This is a genomic window from Roseateles subflavus (genome assembly GCF_030285365.1).
GTDB classification, from domain to species: domain Bacteria; phylum Pseudomonadota; class Gammaproteobacteria; order Burkholderiales; family Burkholderiaceae_C; genus Roseateles_B; species Roseateles_B subflavus.
The window spans coordinates 667,147-685,799 of the sequence record NZ_JASVDS010000002.1; the positions used below are offsets into that span (position 1 = coordinate 667,147).

The window sequence follows — 18,653 nt, forward strand, 5'->3', positions numbered from 1 at the left end:
AAGAAACGAGGCAACGGGGCTAGCCTAGCGCCTGAAAGCCGTGGCCGTCCTGTCAGGTTTTGCATATGGATGTTTCCAAACCGAGGAGCCTGACCGTCGCCCGTGGACGCGGCCTGGCGTAGCATCGGCCCCGCCATGACACGCCCGCCCGACCCCGAGGCCATCGACGCCCCCGCGCCCGCGCACCCCCGCCTGGGCGAGGCGCTGCGCTACTGGCTCAAGCTCGGCTGCATCAGCTTCGGCGGGCCGGCCGGGCAGATCGCGCTGATGCACGAGGAGCTGGTGCGCCGCCGCCGCTGGATCAGCGAGCGGCGCTTCCTGCATGCGCTGAACTACTGCATGGTGCTGCCCGGCCCCGAGGCCCAGCAGCTCGCGACCTACATCGGCTGGCTGCTGCACGGCACCGTGGGCGGCATCGCGGCGGGGGCGCTGTTCGTGCTGCCTTCGCTGGCGCTGCTCATCGGGCTGTCGTGGGTCTACATGGCCTACGGTCAGCTGGACTGGGTCGCCGCCGTCTTCTGGGGCGTGAAGCCCGCCGTCACGGCCCTGGTGGCGCACGCGGCCTGGCGCATCGGCCAGCGCACGCTGCGCAATGCCTTCTTGTGGGGCGTGGCGGGGCTCGCCTTCGTGGGGCTGGCGGTGCTGAAGCTGCCATTCCCGGCCATCGTGGCCGGCGCGGCGCTGCTGGGCGGGGGGCTCGGCCGCTGGCGTCCGTCGCTCGTGCAGGCCGGAGGCGGGCATGGCGCCCAGGCGGGGGGCGAGCACCGCCCCACGGTCATTGACGACGACAGCCCCTTGCCGCCGCGGGCCCGGTTCCGCGCCTCGCGCCTGGCCCTGCAGGCGCTGGCTGCCGCCCTGCTGTGGGGCCTGCCCTTCGGCCTGCTGTGGGCCTGGCAGGGCGCGGGCGGCGTCTACACCCAGATGGCCTGGTTCTTCACCAAGGCCGCGCTGCTGACCTTCGGCGGCGCGTATGCCGTGCTGCCCTACGTCACCCAGGCCGCGGTCGGCCATTTCGGCTGGCTCAGCTCGGGGCAGGTGATGGACGGTCTGGCGCTGGGCGAAAGCACGCCGGGGCCGCTGATCATGGTCGTGACCTTCATCGCCTTCGTGGCGGGCTGGCAGTCCGAGGCCCTGCAGGCCGGCTGGGCGGCCGTGGTCGGGCATGACTGGGCGGCGCTCGCCGCCGGCACCGTCGCGGCGCTGCTGGTGACCTGGTTCACCTTCCTGCCCTCCTTCGTCTTCATCCTGGCGGGCGCGCCGCTCGTGGAGGCCACGCACCAGGACCTGCGCATCACCGGCCCGCTGACGGCCATCACGGCGGCGGTGGTGGGGGTGATCCTCAACCTGGCGCTGTTCTTCGCCGTGCATGTCGTCTGGCCGCACGGGTTGCAGGCCGCGCCGGACCTGGCGGCGCTGCTGCTCACGCTGGCCGCCGGCCTGGCGCTGATCCGCTTCAAGCGCGGCGTGCTGGAGGTCGTGGGGGCCTGCGCCCTGCTGGGGCTGGCCTGGCGGCTGCTGGTGCTCTGAGGCGCCCGTGCCCGGAGCGTGACTCCCGGCAGGGGGCGCCCGCATTTGCTAGGCTCCCGGCTTTGCATCCAGACAGGTGACCCTGACGTGAAGCTCTCCTATGTCCTGGCCGCCGGCGTGAGCCTGGCGACGCCCCTCACGGCCGCCCTGGCCGCCGAAACCTCCTCTGCGAGTGCTCCCGTGACGACCCCTGCGACCGCCCCGAACGCGCTGCTCAGCGAAAGCCCGCTGCCGCTGCGCTACCCGCCCTTCGACAAGATCCGTGACGCCGACTTCGCGCCGGCCCTGGACGCCGGCATGGCCGAGCATCTGAAGGAAGTGGCCGCCATCGCCGACAACCCGGCCGCGCCGACCTTCGAGAACACGATCGTCGCGCTGGAGCGTTCGGGCCGCACCCTGAATCGCGCCACCACCGTCCTGTTCAGCCTGCTGGGCGCCGATTCCAACCCGGCCCGCCTGAAGCTGCAGGCCGAGTACGCCACCAAGCTCGCTGCCCACGGCGACGCCATCTCGCTGAACCCGAAGCTGTTCCAGCGCATCCAGGCGCTCTATCAGCAGCGTGACAAGTTCGGCGCCGTCGAGCAGCGCCTGACCGAGCGCTACTACAAGCGCCTGGTGCGCTCCGGCGCCCAGCTGGACGAGGCCCAGAAGACCCGCATCAAGGCCATCAACGCCGACCTCGCCCGCCTGGGCGCCCAGTTCAACCAGGCCGTGCTGGCCGAGGTGAACGCCAGCGCCGTGGTGGTGGACAGCGAGGCCGAACTGAAGGGCCTCTCCGCCGGCCAGATCGCGGCCGCCCGCGAAGCCGCCAAGGCCCGTGGCCTCGATGGCAAGTTCGTCATCGCCCTGCTGAACACCACCGGCCAGCCCTTCGAGGCCCAGCTGGAGAACCGCGCCCTGCGCGAGCGCCTGCACAAGGCCTCCGTGGCCCGTGGCAGCCGTGGCAACGAGCACGACACCACCGCCATCGTCGCGCAGGTCGCCGCGCTGCGCGCCGAGCGTGCCCAGCTGCTGGGCTACGCCACGCACGCCGACTTCGTGCTCGAGGAGGAGACCGCCAAGAACCAGCAGGCCGTCAACGCCATGCTGCGCCAGCTGGCCCCCGCCGCCGTGGCCGCCGCCCGCCGCGAGGGCGCCGAGCTGCAGGCGCTGATCGACAAGGAACAGGCCGCCAAGGGCCAGCCGAGCTTCCGGCTCGAAGCCTGGGACTGGGCCTTCTACAGCGAGCGCCTGCGCGCCGCCAAGTTCGGCTTCGACGAGAGCCAGCTCAAGCCCTACCTCGAGCTGACGAACGTGCTGGAGAAGGGCGTGTTCTACGCCGCCGAGAAGGTCTACGGCCTGCGCTTCAAGGAGCGCAAGGACCTGCCCGTCTACCACCCGGACGTGCGCGTCTACGACGTCTTCAACGCCGACGGCTCGCAGCTGGCCATCTTCATCGCCGACATGTACGCCCGCCCGTCCAAGCGCGGCGGTGCATGGATGAACGCCTACGTCTCGCAGAACGGCCTGGAAGGCACGCTGCCCGTCGTGGCCAACCACCTCAACATTCCCAAGCCGCCGGCCGGCGAACCCACGCTGATGACCTGGGACGAGGTGCGCACCACCTTCCACGAGTTCGGCCATGCGCTGCACGGCATGTTCTCGCAGGTGAAGTACCCCACCTTCGCCGGCACCGCGGTGCCGCGTGACTTCGTCGAGTTCCCCTCGCAGGTGAACGAGATGTGGGCGGACTGGCCCGAGATCCTGTCGCACTACGCCCAGCACTACAAGACGGGCGAGACCATGCCCCGCGCGCTGCTGGACAAGGTGCTCGCCGCCGGCAAGTTCAACCAGGGCCAGGCCACCACCGAGTACCTCGCGTCCTCCGTGCTGGACCAGCGCTGGCACCAGCTCAAGGCGGGCGAGGTGCCCAAGGCCGACCAGGTCATGGCCTTCGAGGCCCGCGTGCTGAAGGAGGAGGGCTTCGACTACGCGGCCGTGCCGCCGCGCTACCGCACGCCGTACTTCAGCCACATCATGGGCGGCTACGCGGCCGGCTACTACGCCTACATCTGGTCCGAGGTGCTGGACGCCAACACCGTGGACTGGTTCAAGGCCCAGGGCGGCCTCAAGCGCGAGCTGGGCGATGCCTTCCGCGCCAAGCTGCTCAGCCAGGGCGGCAGCCGGGATGCGCTGGACCTGTTCCGCGGCGTCGTCGGCCATGAGCCGAAGATCGAGCCGCTGCTGGAGCGCCGTGGCCTGAAGGTCAAGGGCGGCGCGGACGGCAAGGTCGCCACGGCGAACTGAGCCCTCGCGCCTCACGCAAGGCCTGGCACCCCTCGGGTGGCCAGGCCTTTTTCTTGCGGGGCCGGACCTAGAGCTGGTCCAGCCGCGCCAGGTGCACGCGCGCCTGCTCGCGCAGGGCCAGGAGATCGGGCTCGCTCATCCGCTCCAGCTGCCGGTACACCGGCGCCAGCCGCGGGAGGTGCCGCAGCCGGTCGGCATGCCGGTCCATGAAGTCCCAGTACAGCGCATTGAACGGGCAGGCCCGCTCGCCCAGGCGCTGGCGCTTGTCGTAGGGGCAGTGGCGGCAGTGGTCGCCCATGCGGTCCAGGTAGGCCGCGCTGCTCACATAGGGCTTGGTGGTGATGCCGCCGCCATCGGCGAACTGGCTCATGCCCAGCGTGTTGGGCGCCTCCACCCACTCGAAGGCGTCGATGTAGACGCCGAGGTACCACTGGTGAACCTCGGCCGGATCGAGGCCCGCCAGCAGCGCGAAGTTGCCGATCACCATCAGGCGCTGGATGTGGTGGGCATGGGCCTGCTGCAGGGACTGCCCCAGGGCGCGCTGCAGGCAGCGCATGCGGGTGTCGCCGGTCCAGAACCACGGCGGCAGCGCACGCGTGTGACCGAGGTGGTTGAGTTCGACATAGTCCGGCATGCGGGCCCAGTACACGCCCCGCACGTACTCGCGCCAGCCGAGGATCTGCCGGATGAAGCCCTCGACGCTCGCCAGCGGCGCCCGGCCCTCGCGCCAGGCCACCTCCGCGGCGGCGATGACCTCGCGCGGGTGGAGCATCTTGGTGTTCAGCGCGAAGGACAGCAGCGAGTGGAAGAGCCGGTCGTGACCATCGCTCAGGGCGTCCTGGAAGGGGCCGAAATGCGGCAGGCCGTGAGCGATGAAGGACTGCAGGTCCGCGAGGGCCTCGGTGCGGTCCAGCGGCCAGGGCAGCGCCTCGGCCCCAGGCGCGCCCATCGTCACCACGCCGGCGGCCTCGATCTCCGCCCACAGGGCGCGCAGGTCGTGGCGCCGGCGCGTGTCCGGCGGCTCGGGCGGATCCCCCGGCCAGCGGCTGCGGTTCTCGGTGTCGAAGTTCCAGCGGCCGCCGGCCGGCTGGCGGCCGTCCATCAGCACGCGCTCGCGCTGGCGCAGATGGCGGTAGAAGCGCTCCATCAGCCATGGACCGTCGCCGAAGAAGCGCGCTGCCTCGTCGCGCGCGCCGAGGAAATGGTGGCTGTCGACCAGGCGCAGGGCGTAGGGCGCCTGCGCGGCGTGGGCGCGCAGCTGGGCGTCGAGCCGCCATTCGTCGGGCAGCTGCGCCTCCACGACCCCCGCGCCCACGGCCTGGGCGAGGGCATCGAGATTGCCGGTGAGCGACTGCCGGTTGTGCGGGTTCCCGAGCCGCAGGTAGTGCACCCGATGGCCGGCCTCCTGCAGCTGCTGCGCGAAGCGGCGCATGGCCGCGAAGATCGCCAGCACCTTCTGGGCATGATGCCGCGCGTAGTCCGTCTCCTGGCGGATCTCCATCAGCACGACCAGCACCGCGGGGTCGGGTCTTGCCTGGAACCAGGGGTGCAGCAGATCGAGCTGGTCGCCCAGGACGAGGCGCAGCACGGTCGCGGGGGCCAGGTCTTGCGGGAGGCGGTTCATGGCCCGGGATTGTCCAGCCAGCGGGCGACGTAGCGCCCGTCCGGATCGTGCTGGCGGGCCTGCCAGGCGAGGTCGAAGCGTCGCCCGCCGCGAGGGTCCGTGCCATAGCCGGCGATGTAGGCCCAGTTGCCCTGGTTGCTCTGGGGGTCGTAGTCGATCAGCTGCGCCTCGAACCAGGCGGCTCCGGCGCGCCAGTCGCCGCCCATCTCGTGCAGCAGCGCGCTGGCGCAGACCTGGCGCAGGCGGTTGGACAGCCAGCCGGTGGCGGCCAGCTCGCGCATGCCGGCATCGACGAGCGGCAGCCCCGTGCGGCCCGCCCGCCAGCGCTCGAATCCGCCGGCATCGTGCCGAGGCGGCGGGGCGTCAGCGTGCAGGCCCGTCGGGCGGTAGAGCCGGGCCCCCTCGACCGCCATGAGCCAGCGGAAGTACTCCCGCCACAGCAGCTCGACGCGGATCCAGTGGCTGCCCTCGCTGCGTCCGGAGGCGGCGTCATGCGCGTCGAGCGCGGCCCAGGCCTGGCGCGGCGACAGGGCGCCGCCCGCCAGCCACGGGGACCAGCGGGTCGAGGCGGCGGCGTCGGACGGCGCGTTGCGCGTCTGCTTGTAGGCGGCGACCGCGGGCGAGGCGAGGTAGCGCTCGAGGTGCTGCAGCGCCGCGGCCTCGCCCGGGTCGCAGGCCGGTGTGGTGTAGGGGTGGATGCTGCGGGGATCGGCGCTTGGGCAGTCCGGCGGGGGCGGCGCGCCGTCAGGGCCCTGCGGCCGCCGGGGCCAGTGCGGCGGCTCGCCCAGCGGCGGGGGCGGCGACCGGTGCTCCATGGCGGCCCGGAAGGGCGTGAAGCTGCGGGGCAGCGCCAGCGCGCCGGTGCGAACGTCCTGGCCGAACGGCAGTGCCGCCCGGGTGAACAGCCCCCCGCTCTCATGCCGATGGACGGGCAGCCCCTGAGCCAGCAAGGCGTCCTCCTCCGCCCGCTCCTGCGGTGCCAGGCCTTGCTGGGCGTGGATCGCGACGAGTCGGTGGTCGGCCTGCAGGGCGCGCAGGGCCTCGACCGCGGGCAGCGGCAGCCAGCGCAGGCCCTGGCCGTGGCGTCCCAGCGCCGCCGCCAGCCCCTGCAGACGGCGCCACGTCACCCAGCGCCGATGCGCCCCGACACGGTCGAAGCCCCAGCGCGTGACCCCGCCCGGGGCCTCCGTCGCGAGGCACAGCAGCGGCACGCCGCGCGCCCGTGCGTCCTCGCAGGCGGCGCACAGGGCGGGGTTGTCATGCAGGCGCTGGTCCTCGCGGACCCACCACACCACGAGGTCCTGCCTCACGGGCGCTCCCTGCCGTCCGGCGCCGGCTCGACGCGCGCACGCCGGCAGCGCTCGGAGCAGTAGCGGACCTGCTCCCAGTCGCGGGCCCATTTGCGGCGCCAGGCGAAGGGGCGTCCGCAGTGCAGGCAGGGCTTGCTGGGCAGGTCCTGCTTCTGGCGCATGCGGGCCATGTCAGAGCTCCAGAGAGAGTTGATCGGCGCCGCCCGCCGTGCGGCCGGCCCTCGAGCCACGCGGGGCGTCCGATGCCAGGCGTGCGGACCAGCCGGCCGGGTCCCGGGAGGCATGCCGGCGCAGGATGTCGGCCTTGCCGGCGCGCACCTGCGGCTCGGCACGGCGGGCGTGCAGGCGCGCCTTGGCCTCGCGACTGGCCTGCTCGAGGTCGACCCGCGGCAGCGGCAGGCGGCACAGGGGGGCCAGGTCTTGCCCGCCCGCCAGGCCCAGCCGCTCCTGCATGGCGGGCGGCATGCGCCAGGGCTCGAACAGCCAGCTGTCCGGCACCTGGCGCATCCAGGGAAGCCAGTGCCGCACGTAATGGCCCTGCGGGTCCTGCTCCTGCGCCTGCTTGACGGGGTTGTAGACGCGGGTGGTGTTGATGCCGGTGGTGCCGGCCTGCATCTGCATCTGCGGCCAGTGGATGCCGGGCTCGTAGTCGAGGAACTGCCGCGCGAGCCACAGGCCCACCTCGCGCCAGTGCAGCCACAGCGGATAGGCCGCGACGGACACCAGCATTGCGCGCATCCGGAAGTTCAGCCAGCCGGTCTCGCGCAGCTGCGCCACGCAGGCGTCGACCAGCGGCCAGCCGGTGCGCCCCGCCTGCAGCGCCTCGAAGTGCCCGGCGCACCAGTCGGCCTCCCGCAAGCCGTCGTAGCCGGGGTGCAGGTTGCGCCACTCCTGGGCCGGCTCGCTCTCGAGCTTCTGGATGAAGTGGTCATGCCAGGCCAGCCGGCTCTGGAACGACCGCAGGCCCTGTGCGAGGCGGCCCGGCCCGGCGGCGTCGAGGCGCGCCTGCGTGGCCTGCACGACCTCGCGCAGGCTCAGGCAGCCCCAGGCGAGGTAGGGCGAGAGCCGCGAGCACGCCGTGCGGGCGCTCAGCGGCGAGGAGATGCCGCCGCGGTACCGGGCGGCGCGCTCGTCGAGAAAGCCCTGGAGATAGCGCAGCGCCAGTCGCCGGCCGCCGCGCTGGCGCTGCGGTGGCTGCGGCTCCTGGGCGCGCTCGGGCACCAGCTCGGCCCAGCGAGGCAGCGCCTGCGCAGGCAGGGGGCACGGCGTCCCTGAGGACCGCAGCGACGGGACCGCCCACGGGGTCCCGTCCATGCGCTCGACCCACTGCGCCCGCCAGTGGTCCCGGTCCTTCAGCGCCCGGACGATGCCGTTGCTGGGGTGCTGCACCCAGTGCACGCCGCGCCTGCGGCACCAGGCCGCCACGGCACGGTCACGGGCGTAGCTCCAGGCGTTGCCCGTCTCCTCGTGCGAGACCAGCGTCTCGAAGGGCTCCGCCAGCCACAGCCGTTCCAGCACCTCGCAGGCCTCGCCGACCTGGACCTGCAGCGGGCATCCCGCCTCGGCCAGCTCGGCCTGCAGCGCCTGCAGGCATTCGCTCATGAACTCGTAGTGCTGCCGCGCGGCGTCCGGCTGGCGCCAGGCCTTGGGCTCGATGATCGCCAGCGGGCGCAGCGGCCCGCGCCGGGCCGCATCGCAGAGGGCGGCGTGGTCCTGCAGGCGCAGGTCCCGCTTGAACCAGAGCAGGGTGGGGCGCATGGCCGGCAGTATCGCCAGGCGCCGTGGCCTTTGCAGGCCTGGGGATTTGCGTCCGGCGCCTCAGCGCAGCGCGCCGGCCCGCCCCGCCTGCACCAGCGCCATCACCCGAGCGGCGCGGGTCCACGCCAGGGCCGTGACCAGCGCCAGCGTCAGCAGCGTGGCACCGATCAGGCCGAGGGCGTTCACGGGCGCCACCTGCGTGCGCGCCCAGGCCAGCAGCAGGGCCAGCGCGAGGCCCAGCAGCGCGGGCAGCAGCGGCAGCAGCAGGCGACCGGGCTGGCGCCAGCAGCCGCGCACGGCCGCGCCCCAGGCCTTCACGACCGAGCGGCGGCCGGGCTCGAGCACGAGCTGCGCACGGGTGGCATCGAGACTGGCCTGCACGAGCAGCATCAGCGCGAGACCGGCCAGCGCGATGAGGCGGCGGTGGTCCGACACGTCCGAGGCCAGCAGCCAGTGCTCCGCCTGATGGTCCAGCGCCTGCAGGGCCGCGCTCACCAGCGCGCCGGTCAGGCCCAGGGGCACAAGCGTCCAGAGCCACAGGCGCGCCATCTGCGGGTACTCGCGCCAGCCGCCCAGCCACAGCGCGCCGAGCTTGAGCGGCCCGACATGCACGCGCGCCGCCGCCTGCACCAGCCCGCTGAGCCAGGGCAGGCACAGCGCGAAGAGGATCAGGCCGGGCAGGGCCGAGGCGGGGCTGTAGCCGCGCTGCGGCAGGTTGAACAGGGTCTCGGCGAGCACCGCGGGATCGAGCCGCTCCAGCAGCCGGTCGGCCATCAGCGAGTGGTTGAGGTAGTCACCCAGGGCCAGCTTCAGAGGCAGCAGGGCCAGGCTGGCGCACAGGCCGGTCACCAGCAGCCAGCTCAGCAGCAGGCGCCACTGCGCGGCCAGGCGCAGGCCGGCTGCCAGGGCGGTGCGGCGGTAGGAGGGGCGGGTCTTGCCCGCGTCGATGGCAGTGGTGTTCATAGCGCGCTCAGCAGGGCCAGGAAGGACATCAGTGCGGCGCCGAGGTCGTTCAGGAGGCGGCGGGTGCCGCGGGCGTCCGCCTCGAGGCGGCGGCTGTTGTCGGCAAAGCTCACGTCCAGGCGCTGGGTCCGCAGCGGATCGAGCTCGGCGGACACGGCCTTCACGGGCTTGACCCAGCTGAAGCGCTTCCAGCGGGTCTGATCGTCCCAGACCACGCGTTCCTCGCTGCCATCGGCGAACTTGACGACCAGCGTCTGAGGCTGGGCCGCGCCGCGCCGGCGCAGGGAGACGGTGGTGCGGTAGGGCAGGGGGCCGCTGTCGTCGTCCTTGGCTTCGGGATGCGCCTTCTTCCAGGCCTTGCGCTGGCCGCTGAGCCAGGCACTGCGCTGCTCGGCGGTCCATTCCGCGGCCTGCGAGCCGTACAGGCCGAGCGGCGGGCGCACGGCCTCGCTCTCCAGCTTCTCGATGCGGTCGTCCACGCGGGCGGCGGCGTAGACGTGCGTGTCGAAGACCTGGGCCACGAGGGCGGGCTTGCCTGAGACCTCGGCCAGCACCTCGCGCAGGTCGGCGACGGACGGGTGGCGGAACTTCCAGCGCTGGTAGTAGACCTTCAGCGCGCGGTCCATGACCTCGGAACCGAGCTGGAGCTCGAGGCTGCGCATGACCGTGGCCGTGCGGGCGTAGACGCTGCCGTAGCTGCCGCTCGAGTAGCGGTGCCAGGCGTTGCCCCCCAGGCCGTCGGGCGGATCGCCGAGGCTGGCCAGGCGCTCCATGTCGAACAGGTCCAGGCTGGGCGTCAGGCCCAGGCGCTGCATCAGCCCGGTGCTGAGCGTCAGCCGGCGCCCGGCGGCGCTGAGCATGCGCTGGTTCGAGTACTCGTTCATGCCCTCGTCGAGCATGGGCTCCTCGAACTCGTTGGAGGCCAGGATCCCGTAGAAGTAGCCGTGGCCGAACTCGTGGATGGTGACGAAGTCCAGCTCATGGCGGCCGAGGGTGCCCGGCGAGGCGTCGGACACCGCATCCGTGGTGAAGAAGGTCGGGTACTCCATGCCGCCGGCCTCGTCCGCGTTGAAGGGCGGCACCACGGCGGTCACCGTGCGGTAGGGGTAGGGGCCGAAGGCCTTGGAGTACCAGCTCAGCGCGTCCTGCGTGGCCTTGAGCACCGCCTCGCGGGTGTGGGCGTACTCGGGCGGGGCGAGGACCTTGATCGTGACCTCGGGGCTGCCCGGGAAGGTCCAGCGCCCGGCCAGCGGCTCGGCGGTGCGCTTGTCGGCGGTCCAGGCGAAATCGTGCACATCGCCCTGCGTGAAGCGGTGGATGCTGCGGCCGTTCTCCTTGCGGGGCGCGCCCTGCTCCTCGCCGGTGGCCCCGACGACATAGCCCTCGGGCACGTCCAGCGTGACGTCGTAGGCGCCGAAGTCGGCGTAGAACTCGCTGTGCAGATGGAATTCGTGCGCGTTCCAGCGCGGCTCGGTGGCGCCGCGCTCGCCCGGCAGCTCCAGCACGGCCATCTTGGGGAACCACTGGCCGACGAGATGGAAGCTGCCGTAGTAGCCGGTGCGGGCGACCACGCGGGGGAGCTGGTCGAAGAAGGCGATGTCCAGCGTCGTGCTGCCACCGGGGGGCACGGCCTGCGGCAGATCCAGGCGCACCACGGTGCGGTCGGACTTCGGGCCGCCGTCCGGGTGGACGAAATGCCAGGGCACGGCGCGCCCGGCCTGCTGCACCTGACGCAGCTCCATGCGGCCCCAGCCGCCTTCGTCCGAGTCGACGTCGCTGCGGAAGGAGAAGCCCTGGCGCTTCTCCGTCATGAAGGTGCTGCCCTCGCCTTCGAAGGCGTTGAGGTAAAGGTGCAGGTAGACCGCACGGACCTCGCGTGCGCTGCGGTTGCGCCAGGTCAGCTGCTGCTGGCCGTCGATCGTGTGGCGCACGGGGTCAAGTCTTGCCTGGATGCGGTAATCGACCACCCGCGCCGACAGCGTGGGCTCCTGCCCGGTGCGCGGGCCGCCCCAGGCCAGGGCAGCGCTGGGCGTGCGCACGGCGGCGGCCAGCGCGTCGGCCAGGGCGATGCCATCCGGGGACGGCGGGGCATCGGGCGCGTCGGCCAGGGGCGGCGTGCGGCTGGCCGGCGTGGCCTCGTCCTTGTCGTGGTGCATCCCGACCGCCAGGGCGGCCAGCACGGCGGCAGTCGCGATCAGCCAGGTGCGGCGGCGTCGGGTCCAGGCGGGCAGGGTGGGCATGGGGGCGGCTCAGGATGCGGATCGTGCATTGGATACCGCGGCCCCGGGGGGCCACAAGCCGGGCTTGCGCTTATGACCAAGGGCATGGGCCGCCCGAGGTGGGGGCGCCCTCAGGCCAGCAGCAACTGCGCCGCCCGTGCCAGGTCTTGCCCCTCCAGCCGCTCGAGCACCAGCGGCCGCGCCTCGGCCAGGCGCAGGTAGTGGCTGCGCTGGGAGCGGGCATAGAGCGGGTCGTAGTGCGCCGTCATCAGCGCCTCGAACAGCGGGGCCATCTGCCCCGCACGCGCCCAGGCCTGCCAGCGCGTGATGGTCTCGTTGGCATGCAGGCCGGTGTTGGCATTGAGCTGCCCCAGGAGCGCGGCCAGGGCCTCGCCGTCATGGCCGAGGTAGGCGTAGTCCTGCAGCAGATAGCTCAGGCGGGCATGCAGCGGCGCCTCGATGGCGATGCAGTCCGCGGCGCGCAGGGCGGCGAGCACGGCGTCCGGCAGCATCAGGCGGCCGATCTTGCGGCTCTCGGCCTCGACAAAGACCGGCCGGGCGGGATCCAGGGACTGCAGCACCAGCGCCAGCCCGGTCTCGAAGGCCTTCTGCGAGGGCTGCTCCTGCCCGGGCCAGCGCCCGAGGATCGAGCCCTTGTGCCGGGCCAGGGCCTCCAGGTCGAGCACCTGCGCGCCGGCCTCCCGCAGCGCATGCAGCAGCGCGGTCTTGGCGCTGCCCGTCGGCCCGCAGATCACCTGCAGCTTCAGCTGCGGGGTCAGCGTGGCGATGCGCTCCATCACGTGGCCGCGGAAGGCCTTGTAGCCGCCCTGCAGCTGCTGCGCATCCCAGCCGACCAGGCGCAGCCATTGCACCATCGTCCCGCTGCGCATGCCACCTCGCCAGCAGTAGATGAGCGGACGCCAGGACTTCGGCTTGTCCGCGAACGATTCCCGCAGGTGGCGCGCCAGTTGCGCTGCGACCATCGCGCCGCCCACGCGCTTGGCCTCGAAGGCGCCCTGCTGCTTGTAGAGCGTGCCGACGATGCGGCGCTCGTCGTCGTCCAGCACCGGGCAGTTGATCGCACCGGGCAGGTGGTCCAGCGCGTACTCGGCCGGCGAGCGGGCGTCGATGAGGCAGTCGAATTCGCCGAGGCGGTCAGGCGTGATGGGGCTGGGGCGGGACATGGCGGGCAGGGAGCGGAGAAGCGGCACAATCCTCGCAGAATTTCAGCCAACGCACCGCCATGACCGAACCCTCCGCACCGCGACTCACCCAACTGGCTCACGGCGGCGGCTGCGGCTGCAAGATCGCCCCGGGGCTGCTGTCCGAGATCCTGGCCCGCACGGCGCCCGGCATCGTGCCGCCGCAGCTGCTGGTGGGCACCGAGACGAGCGACGACGCCGCGGTCTGGCAGCTCAACGACGAGCAGGCACTCGTGGCCACCACGGACTTCTTCACGCCCATCGTCGACGATCCCTTCGACTTCGGCCGCATCGCGGCGACGAACGCGCTGTCCGACGTCTACGCCATGGGCGGCACGCCGATCATGGCGCTGGCCCTCGTGGGCATGCCCATCAACACGCTGAGCCCGGACGTGATCGGCCGCATCCTCGAGGGGGGCGCGAGCGTCTGCCGCGAGGCGGGCATCCCCATCGCAGGCGGGCATTCCATCGACGTGGTCGAGCCGATCTACGGCCTCGTGGCGATGGGGCTGGTGCATCCGAAGCGGGTGCGGCGCAACGCCGACGCGAAGCCCGGCGACCGCCTCGTGCTGGGCAAGCCGCTGGGCGTGGGCGTGCTGTCGGCCGCGCTGAAGAAGGGGCTGCTGGACGCGCCAGGCTATGCGGAGATGCTGGCCCACACGACGCGGCTCAACAAGGTCGGCGCGACGCTGGCGCAGCTGGACGCGGTGCACGCCATCACCGACGTCACCGGCTTTGGCCTCGCCGGCCACCTGCTGGAGATCTGCCGCGGCTCGCAGCTGCGCGCGGCGGTGGACTGGGCGCACATGCCCCTGATCCACAGCGCGCTCGTCTTTGCGCAGCAAGGCGTCTGGACGGGCGCATCCACCCGCAACTGGGCCGCCTATGGCCACGAGGTGGGCGGCGTCGAGGCCTGGGCCGACTGGCAGCGCGCGCTGCTCACCGACCCGCAGACCAGCGGGGGCCTGCTCGTGAGCTGCAGCCCCGAGGCCGTGCCGCAGGTGCTGCAGAGCTTCCGCGACGCCGGCTTCGCGCAGGCGGCGGAAATCGGCGAGCTGCAGGCGCCGGCCGACGGCGCGGCGCGGCTGCAGCTGCGCTGAGCGCCCCGGATCAGGCGGCGCGGCTCAGGGGCACGGGCGGGAAGTCGACCGGCACCCGGAAGGCCACATTGACGTAGTTCGTGAAGAGATTCAGCGCCACGTGGGCGAGGATCTCCACCGTCTCGCCTTCCGTGAAGCCGGCGGCGCGCAGGCCCTGCAGGTCGGCGTCCGACAGCTGCCCGCGGTGCTCCACGAGCTGCAGCGCGAAGCGCAGGGCGGCCGCGGTGCGCGGATCGGCGGACTCGCCCTGCTGCGCCGCGCGCAGCTCCTCGGACGAGGCGCCGGCCTTGCGCCCGAGCGCCGTATGGGCCGCCAGGCAGTACTCGCAGCGGTTGCGGTCGGCCACCGCGACGGCAATCTGCTCGCCGAGCTTGGCGCCGAGCGTGCCGCCGCCCAGGGCGCCGAAGAAGGCCCACAGGGCCTGCAGCGCGGCCGGCGAAAGCGCCACCGTGCGGAACATCTGCGGCGTGCTGCCGAAGGCCTGCTGGATCTGGGCCAGCAGCGGCTGGCTGGCGGCCGGAGCCTGGGCGGGGGTGGGGAGGGAGAGGCGGTTCATGGTCGATCCTTTCATCGTCGTGGGGGATGCATGCCCTGAGGCATGGCGCCAGTTTGTCCGCCCCGGCAGGATGAAAGGGTTCTTTTCGTCCTTGAAACTGTCCAATTGGTACAATATGACCCGTCACCCCACCCGCTGCGCCGGCCCGGCCCGGAGGATGGCCACTCCAGACGCAAGCGCATGAAGCCCATGGCAAGACCTGACCCCTACCATCCTGTCCCCGCCGTGGCGCCCGAGGGGGCCGGCCTGGACCGCCTCTCCGGCCTGCTGGAGCGATGCCGCGTGCGCGCCCATCTGTTCCATGCGGGGCCGCTGTGTGGCACGACCCATTTCGCGGCGGAGCCGGGCCGGGGCTTTCTGCACGTGATGCGCCGGGGCGAGATGAGCCTCAGCCATCCGGATGCACAGGGCACGCCGCGCCGCCTGCAGGTGCGGGAACCCAGCCTGCTGTTCTATCCGCGCCCCTTGGCGCACGACTTCCACAACGCGCCCGTCGAGGGTTCGGACTTCACCTGCGCCACGCTCGAGTTCGAAGGCGGCGACGCGCATCCGCTGGTGCGAGCGCTCCCGCCGCTGATCGTGCTGCCCTTGGCCCAAGTGCCGGGGCTCACGGCCTGCCTGGAGCTGCTCTTCGCCGAGACCGAGCGCGTGCAGTGCGGCCAGCGCCTGATGGCGGACCGCCTCTTCGAGGTGCTCCTGATGCAGCTGCTGCGATGGATGCTGGCGCACCCGGCGTCCAGCGGCCTGCCGGCGGGCCTGCTGCGCGGGCTGAGCCACCCGCAGCTTGCGCGCGCGCTGGTGGCCGTGCACGAGCGGCCCGGCGAGGCCTGGAGCCTCGATCGCCTGGCCGAGGTGGCGGGCGTGTCCCGCAGCCGGTTTGCCGCGCTGTTCAAGGCCGAGATGGGCGACACCCCCGCGGACTACCTCCTGAGCTGGCGCCTCACCCTGGCCTGCCAGGCCTTGCGGCGCGGGCAGCCCGTCAAGCAGCTGGCTGATGAGCTGGGCTACGCCACGCCCTCGGCCTTCTCGCGCGCCTTTGCGCAGCGGCTGGGATGCTCGCCGCGGGAGTGGCTGGCGCGGCAGGGGGGCTGAGGCGGGCGCTCAGACCTTCTTCACGAACTCCGACTTCAGGCCCATGGCGCCGATGCCGTCGATCTTGCAGTCGATGTCGTGGTCGCCGTCGGCCAGGCGGATGTTCTTGACCTTGGTGCCGACCTTCACCACGAGCGACGAGCCCTTGATCTTCAGGTCCTTGATGACGGTGACCGTGTCGCCGTCCTGCAGCACGTTGCCCACGGCGTCCTTGATGACGCGGGCCTCCTCGGCCCCGTCCGCCGCAGCCGCCGTGGCCGACCATTCATGGCCGCACTCGGGGCACACGAGGTTGGCGCCGTCCTCGTAGGTGTAGGCGGAGGCGCATTGGGGGCAGGGGGGGAGGGTGCTCATGGGGAACTTTCAGCTGCGGTGACGACGGGCGACCCGTGACCGCCGCCAAGTGCCTGCCAGCAGCGACAGGCTTCTCGGTGCGGGCGGGGGGGCGCGACAGGGGGCGCGCCACGCACGGTTCAGTGCGTCTTCACGTGGGAACGGGCCCGCAGTTTATCCGCTGCCGTCCAGACGACCCCGGCCGCATTCCCAGGCGCCTCGGCGGCCCTGCTTTTCGGCAGGACTCCAGCCGCCCTCGCTGTCGCTCAGGCTTTCAGGGCTGGATGGGCACGCTGCTGTTGATCCGAAGCGCGCCGCGCAACGTGCCAGACGTATTGGAGTGGATGCAGCGCTGGTCGAAGTCGATGGCCAACCGTTGCACGCTGCCGTCCGCGGCAAGCACCCGCTCCAGCACTGTGAAGTTGCCATTGGCGCTGCAGGCGCGCCCGTCGCCAGCAAACAACAGCCGTGGCGCGACGGTCGACGAGTCGAACGGCTCCGTGCCCGTGTACTGCCCCACGTCGGGGGTGCGTCCGCTCGCGTCGGCGGCAGTCAGGATCCACCCGGGCGCAGATCCCTGCTGGCCTTCGTACCTGACATCCAAGGGGCTGCTCACAGTGCTGACGGAGAACTGCCCGGTCTGGGTGGAGAAGGCCCGCGTGAGTCCCGCGCCGACGAAATCACCCGGATCGCTCTTGAGGTAGAGCACCGACGTCAAGCCAGTCAGCTTGGCCGTCTGCACCTGAACGGGCGTGATCGACGTACGGCCGCGCGCATCTGTCACCTTCAACTGAAGTTCCGACGACGAGATGCCCGGCATGCTGTTGGCCGGCAGCCGCAGTTCGACGGCGGCGGAGGTCGTGGACGACAGCTCAAGGGCAGTGCCGCCGACCTGGGACCATTCGTATGCCAGCGGCAGGCTGGTCGCATTGGGGAGGCCTGCTGTGACGGTGACGGGCACGCCAGGCATCACCATCGAGCGATAGCCGGCGCCCCGGATGCCAGTCCAGAGCATGTCGTCAGTGTTCACGGTGGCGTACTGCACATTGAGCCGGAAGGTGACCCCATTGTTCAGCGCGCGGACCACGACCCCTTCGGGCTCATTGAACAAGCCATTGCCGGACAGCAGCAGTTGATAGAAATGGCCGTACTTCAACGACTGTCGTGGCTGAATGAGCAGCATCGCGCCGACGACTTCCACATCCGCCTCCGTGACGGGCCGGGCTTCGGTGAGGAGCTGGCCGGCGGGGTCGGCGTGTCGCTCGTCCGGCCGGGTGCTGCCCGTGTCGACCAGGCGCGCGTACAACACGTTGTCGGGCGCCAGCGGCTTGTCGAACTGCACCCGCAGGGGAGAGGAGACGACCAGGCCATTGAGTTGGTCGTCTGCCGGCTCGCTGGCAAGACGCAGATAGGCATCATCGCGGTTCTGCAGGATGCCATAGCGATTGTTCCGAACGTCCAGCAGATAGCCGATCTGCAGGTCGCGCCAGCGAAGGGGCATTGTGCTGTCGGCCTTGCCGTCCCCGTCGCTGTCCAGCTCGCCGGCGGCCGTGTCCTGACCCTTGGGGTCGGCAGTCACGGTGATGCGAGTGCGGCCCGCGCCCTGCAGACGCACAGTCCCCGCATCCGGGAAGGTGTTGAAGGAGCTCGTCATCGGCGGGTCCAGCATCACGTCCACCTTGCCCTTGACAAGGCTGCTGGCTACGCTGACGGAGCCGGATACCTTCACGCGCGCCGTATCGCGAAACAGCGCACGCGTCAGCCGCGGGGCGATGTAGTCCTCGACCATGGGCTGCCCTGTCTCCCGCTGGCTCCAGGTGCCCCGCAGGTCGTCAGCCGCTGTCGGGCTGATGTCCAGTTGCTGGGTGGTCCGGGTGATTTCACGGCGGAAGTTCAGGCTGCCTTTCCAGGCGGTGAGTTCGCTGCGCTCGGGGAACAGCCCGTCCTGTCCCAGCTCGATGGTTCCCGCCATCACGCCGCCCGCATCGTCATCCACAGCGGACAGCCGGATCGCCAGGGTCCCCGTGTAGCCCTCGCCGAGGTAGTCGACCAGACACTTCTTGTAATCGACCTTGACGGTGTCGCCCGGAGAAGGGCGCTTGTCGTTGTCCGAATCCACCAGCGTGTAGTTCGCGCATGCTCGGGTGAGTTGAAGCGTGCCTGCGCGGCGCAGCCGTGTCACCTCCCGGATGGCCAGCTGTGCCAGATACATCGGCGATTCAAGGTAGGCGCCGCTTCTTTCCGACAAGGTGGCGAAATGGGTGGCATTCAGCTGAAGTGGCGTGTGGCGGTCCGGCGGCGGCTGTACCGTCCCGCTCCCTCCGGTGTCCGGCCGGTCCGTGCCTGAGCCGCCACCCCCGCCCCCGCCACAACCCTGCAGAAGCAGGGCGGCAGCGAACGACAGCGTGCAGACGGCACGCCGTGTGTCCATGGTCAATTGCATGGGCTCTCCCTCCCGGTCTTGAGCCGGTCGTGTTTTATTGAAGTTTGCCGCCGTGCAGGGCTCCGCGTTCGGCGCCAATCCCCTTGCGGCGGCGGGAGGTTAGCCGGCCATCGATGCCTTGCACCCTCGTGATTTCCCGCAGAGGGGTGGTGTCAGCACGAGAGATGTGAGGCTGGTCGCGTCGGGGCAGGTGGGCCGCTTCCAAACGTCGAGAGTGGTGGCGCTCGGGGTCGTGCCGCA

At 71.6% G+C, this 18,653-nt stretch carries 14 protein-coding genes; 4 read left to right on the forward strand and 10 right to left on the reverse strand.

Going from position 1 to position 18,653, the window contains the following annotated elements; genetic code table 11:
- Positions 1 to 135 precede the first annotated feature (135 nt).
- Complete coding sequence (chrA, locus tag QRD43_RS08815; RefSeq protein WP_285982115.1) at positions 136 to 1,527, forward strand: chromate efflux transporter; 1,392 nt, start codon at positions 136 to 138, stop codon at positions 1,525 to 1,527.
- Positions 1,528 to 1,614: 87 nt separating this feature from the next.
- Positions 1,615 to 3,813: a M3 family metallopeptidase gene (locus QRD43_RS08820; protein ID WP_285982116.1), complete on the forward strand. Its 2,199-nt coding sequence runs from the start codon at positions 1,615 to 1,617 to the stop codon at positions 3,811 to 3,813.
- Between the two features lie 67 nt (positions 3,814 to 3,880).
- On the opposite strand, the gene QRD43_RS08825 is transcribed toward QRD43_RS08820, so the two are convergent.
- From QRD43_RS08825 to mnmH, 7 genes are all read right to left on the reverse strand, one after another.
- Entirely contained in the window at positions 3,881 to 5,437 is a 1,557-nt protein-coding gene (locus QRD43_RS08825) for a cryptochrome/photolyase family protein (protein WP_285982117.1), read from the reverse strand.
- Positions 5,434 to 6,747: a DASH family cryptochrome gene (locus tag QRD43_RS08830; protein ID WP_285982118.1), complete on the reverse strand. Its 1,314-nt coding sequence runs from the start codon at positions 6,745 to 6,747 to the stop codon at positions 5,434 to 5,436. The genes QRD43_RS08825 and QRD43_RS08830 overlap by 4 nt, the downstream gene beginning before the upstream one ends.
- Positions 6,744 to 6,917 (reverse strand): DUF2256 domain-containing protein, encoded by a 174-nt coding sequence (locus QRD43_RS08835; protein ID WP_434063844.1) that lies wholly within the window; start codon positions 6,915 to 6,917, stop codon positions 6,744 to 6,746. Before QRD43_RS08835 ends, QRD43_RS08830 begins: the two co-directional genes overlap by 4 nt.
- Position 6,918: 1 nt before the next feature.
- Entirely contained in the window at positions 6,919 to 8,505 is a 1,587-nt protein-coding gene (locus tag QRD43_RS08840) for an FAD-binding domain-containing protein (RefSeq protein ID WP_285982119.1), read from the reverse strand.
- A 60-nt stretch (positions 8,506 to 8,565) separates the two neighbouring features.
- Positions 8,566 to 9,468: a hypothetical protein gene (locus QRD43_RS08845; protein ID WP_285982120.1), complete on the reverse strand. Its 903-nt coding sequence runs from the start codon at positions 9,466 to 9,468 to the stop codon at positions 8,566 to 8,568.
- A complete protein-coding gene (locus tag QRD43_RS08850) occupies positions 9,465 to 11,708 on the reverse strand; it encodes a M1 family metallopeptidase (RefSeq protein ID WP_285982121.1) in 2,244 nt (747 codons plus the stop codon). The genes QRD43_RS08845 and QRD43_RS08850 overlap by 4 nt, the downstream gene beginning before the upstream one ends.
- A gap of 110 nt (positions 11,709 to 11,818) precedes the next feature.
- Positions 11,819 to 12,871 carry a tRNA 2-selenouridine(34) synthase MnmH gene (mnmH, locus tag QRD43_RS08855; RefSeq protein WP_285982122.1) on the reverse strand — a complete coding sequence of 351 codons (1,053 nt, stop codon included), beginning with the start codon at positions 12,869 to 12,871 and terminating at the stop codon, positions 11,819 to 11,821.
- Between the two features lie 59 nt (positions 12,872 to 12,930).
- On the opposite strand from mnmH, the gene selD reads away from it, so the two are divergent.
- Positions 12,931 to 13,989: a selenide, water dikinase SelD gene (gene selD / locus QRD43_RS08860; protein WP_285982123.1), complete on the forward strand. Its 1,059-nt coding sequence runs from the start codon at positions 12,931 to 12,933 to the stop codon at positions 13,987 to 13,989.
- A 10-nt stretch (positions 13,990 to 13,999) separates the two neighbouring features.
- Here the strand turns inward: selD and QRD43_RS08865 are convergent, their stop codons facing one another.
- A complete protein-coding gene (locus tag QRD43_RS08865; protein ID WP_285982124.1) occupies positions 14,000 to 14,545 on the reverse strand; it encodes a carboxymuconolactone decarboxylase family protein in 546 nt (181 codons plus the stop codon).
- Positions 14,546 to 14,734: 189 nt separating this feature from the next.
- On the opposite strand from QRD43_RS08865, the gene QRD43_RS08870 reads away from it, so the two are divergent.
- A complete protein-coding gene (locus tag QRD43_RS08870; protein WP_285982125.1) occupies positions 14,735 to 15,637 on the forward strand; it encodes an AraC family transcriptional regulator in 903 nt (300 codons plus the stop codon).
- 9 nt (positions 15,638 to 15,646) lie between these two features.
- Here QRD43_RS08870 and QRD43_RS08875 read toward each other — a convergent pair whose 3' ends face one another.
- Together QRD43_RS08875 and QRD43_RS08880 are read right to left on the reverse strand one after the other, a co-directional pair.
- Positions 15,647 to 15,991 (reverse strand): zinc ribbon domain-containing protein YjdM, encoded by a 345-nt coding sequence (locus QRD43_RS08875; protein WP_285982126.1) that lies wholly within the window; start codon positions 15,989 to 15,991, stop codon positions 15,647 to 15,649.
- 253 nt (positions 15,992 to 16,244) lie between these two features.
- Complete coding sequence (locus tag QRD43_RS08880) at positions 16,245 to 18,413, reverse strand: hypothetical protein (RefSeq protein ID WP_285982127.1); 2,169 nt, start codon at positions 18,411 to 18,413, stop codon at positions 16,245 to 16,247.
- Positions 18,414 to 18,653: the final 240 nt, after the last annotated feature.

Excerpts from the sequence above, each read along its gene's own strand:
- QRD43_RS08880 (WP_285982127.1), bottom strand. The coding sequence starts at position 18,413 with ATGCAATTGACCATGGACACACGGCGTGCCGTCTGCACGCTGTCGTTC.
- QRD43_RS08850 (WP_285982121.1), bottom strand. The coding sequence starts at position 11,708 with ATGCCCACCCTGCCCGCCTGGACCCGACGCCGCCGCACCTGGCTGATC.
- QRD43_RS08825 (WP_285982117.1), bottom strand. The coding sequence starts at position 5,437 with ATGAACCGCCTCCCGCAAGACCTGGCCCCCGCGACCGTGCTGCGCCTC.
- QRD43_RS08875 (WP_285982126.1), bottom strand. The coding sequence starts at position 15,991 with ATGAGCACCCTCCCCCCCTGCCCCCAATGCGCCTCCGCCTACACCTAC.
- QRD43_RS08845 (WP_285982120.1), bottom strand. The coding sequence starts at position 9,468 with ATGAACACCACTGCCATCGACGCGGGCAAGACCCGCCCCTCCTACCGC.
- selD (WP_285982123.1), top strand. The coding sequence starts at position 12,931 with ATGACCGAACCCTCCGCACCGCGACTCACCCAACTGGCTCACGGCGGC.
- QRD43_RS08865 (WP_285982124.1), bottom strand. The coding sequence starts at position 14,545 with ATGAACCGCCTCTCCCTCCCCACCCCCGCCCAGGCTCCGGCCGCCAGC.
- QRD43_RS08835 (WP_434063844.1), bottom strand. The coding sequence starts at position 6,917 with ATGGCCCGCATGCGCCAGAAGCAGGACCTGCCCAGCAAGCCCTGCCTG.
- QRD43_RS08870 (WP_285982125.1), top strand. The coding sequence starts at position 14,735 with ATGGCAAGACCTGACCCCTACCATCCTGTCCCCGCCGTGGCGCCCGAG.
- QRD43_RS08840 (WP_285982119.1), bottom strand. The coding sequence starts at position 8,505 with ATGCGCCCCACCCTGCTCTGGTTCAAGCGGGACCTGCGCCTGCAGGAC.
- mnmH (WP_285982122.1), bottom strand. The coding sequence starts at position 12,871 with ATGTCCCGCCCCAGCCCCATCACGCCTGACCGCCTCGGCGAATTCGAC.
- chrA (WP_285982115.1), top strand. The coding sequence starts at position 136 with ATGACACGCCCGCCCGACCCCGAGGCCATCGACGCCCCCGCGCCCGCG.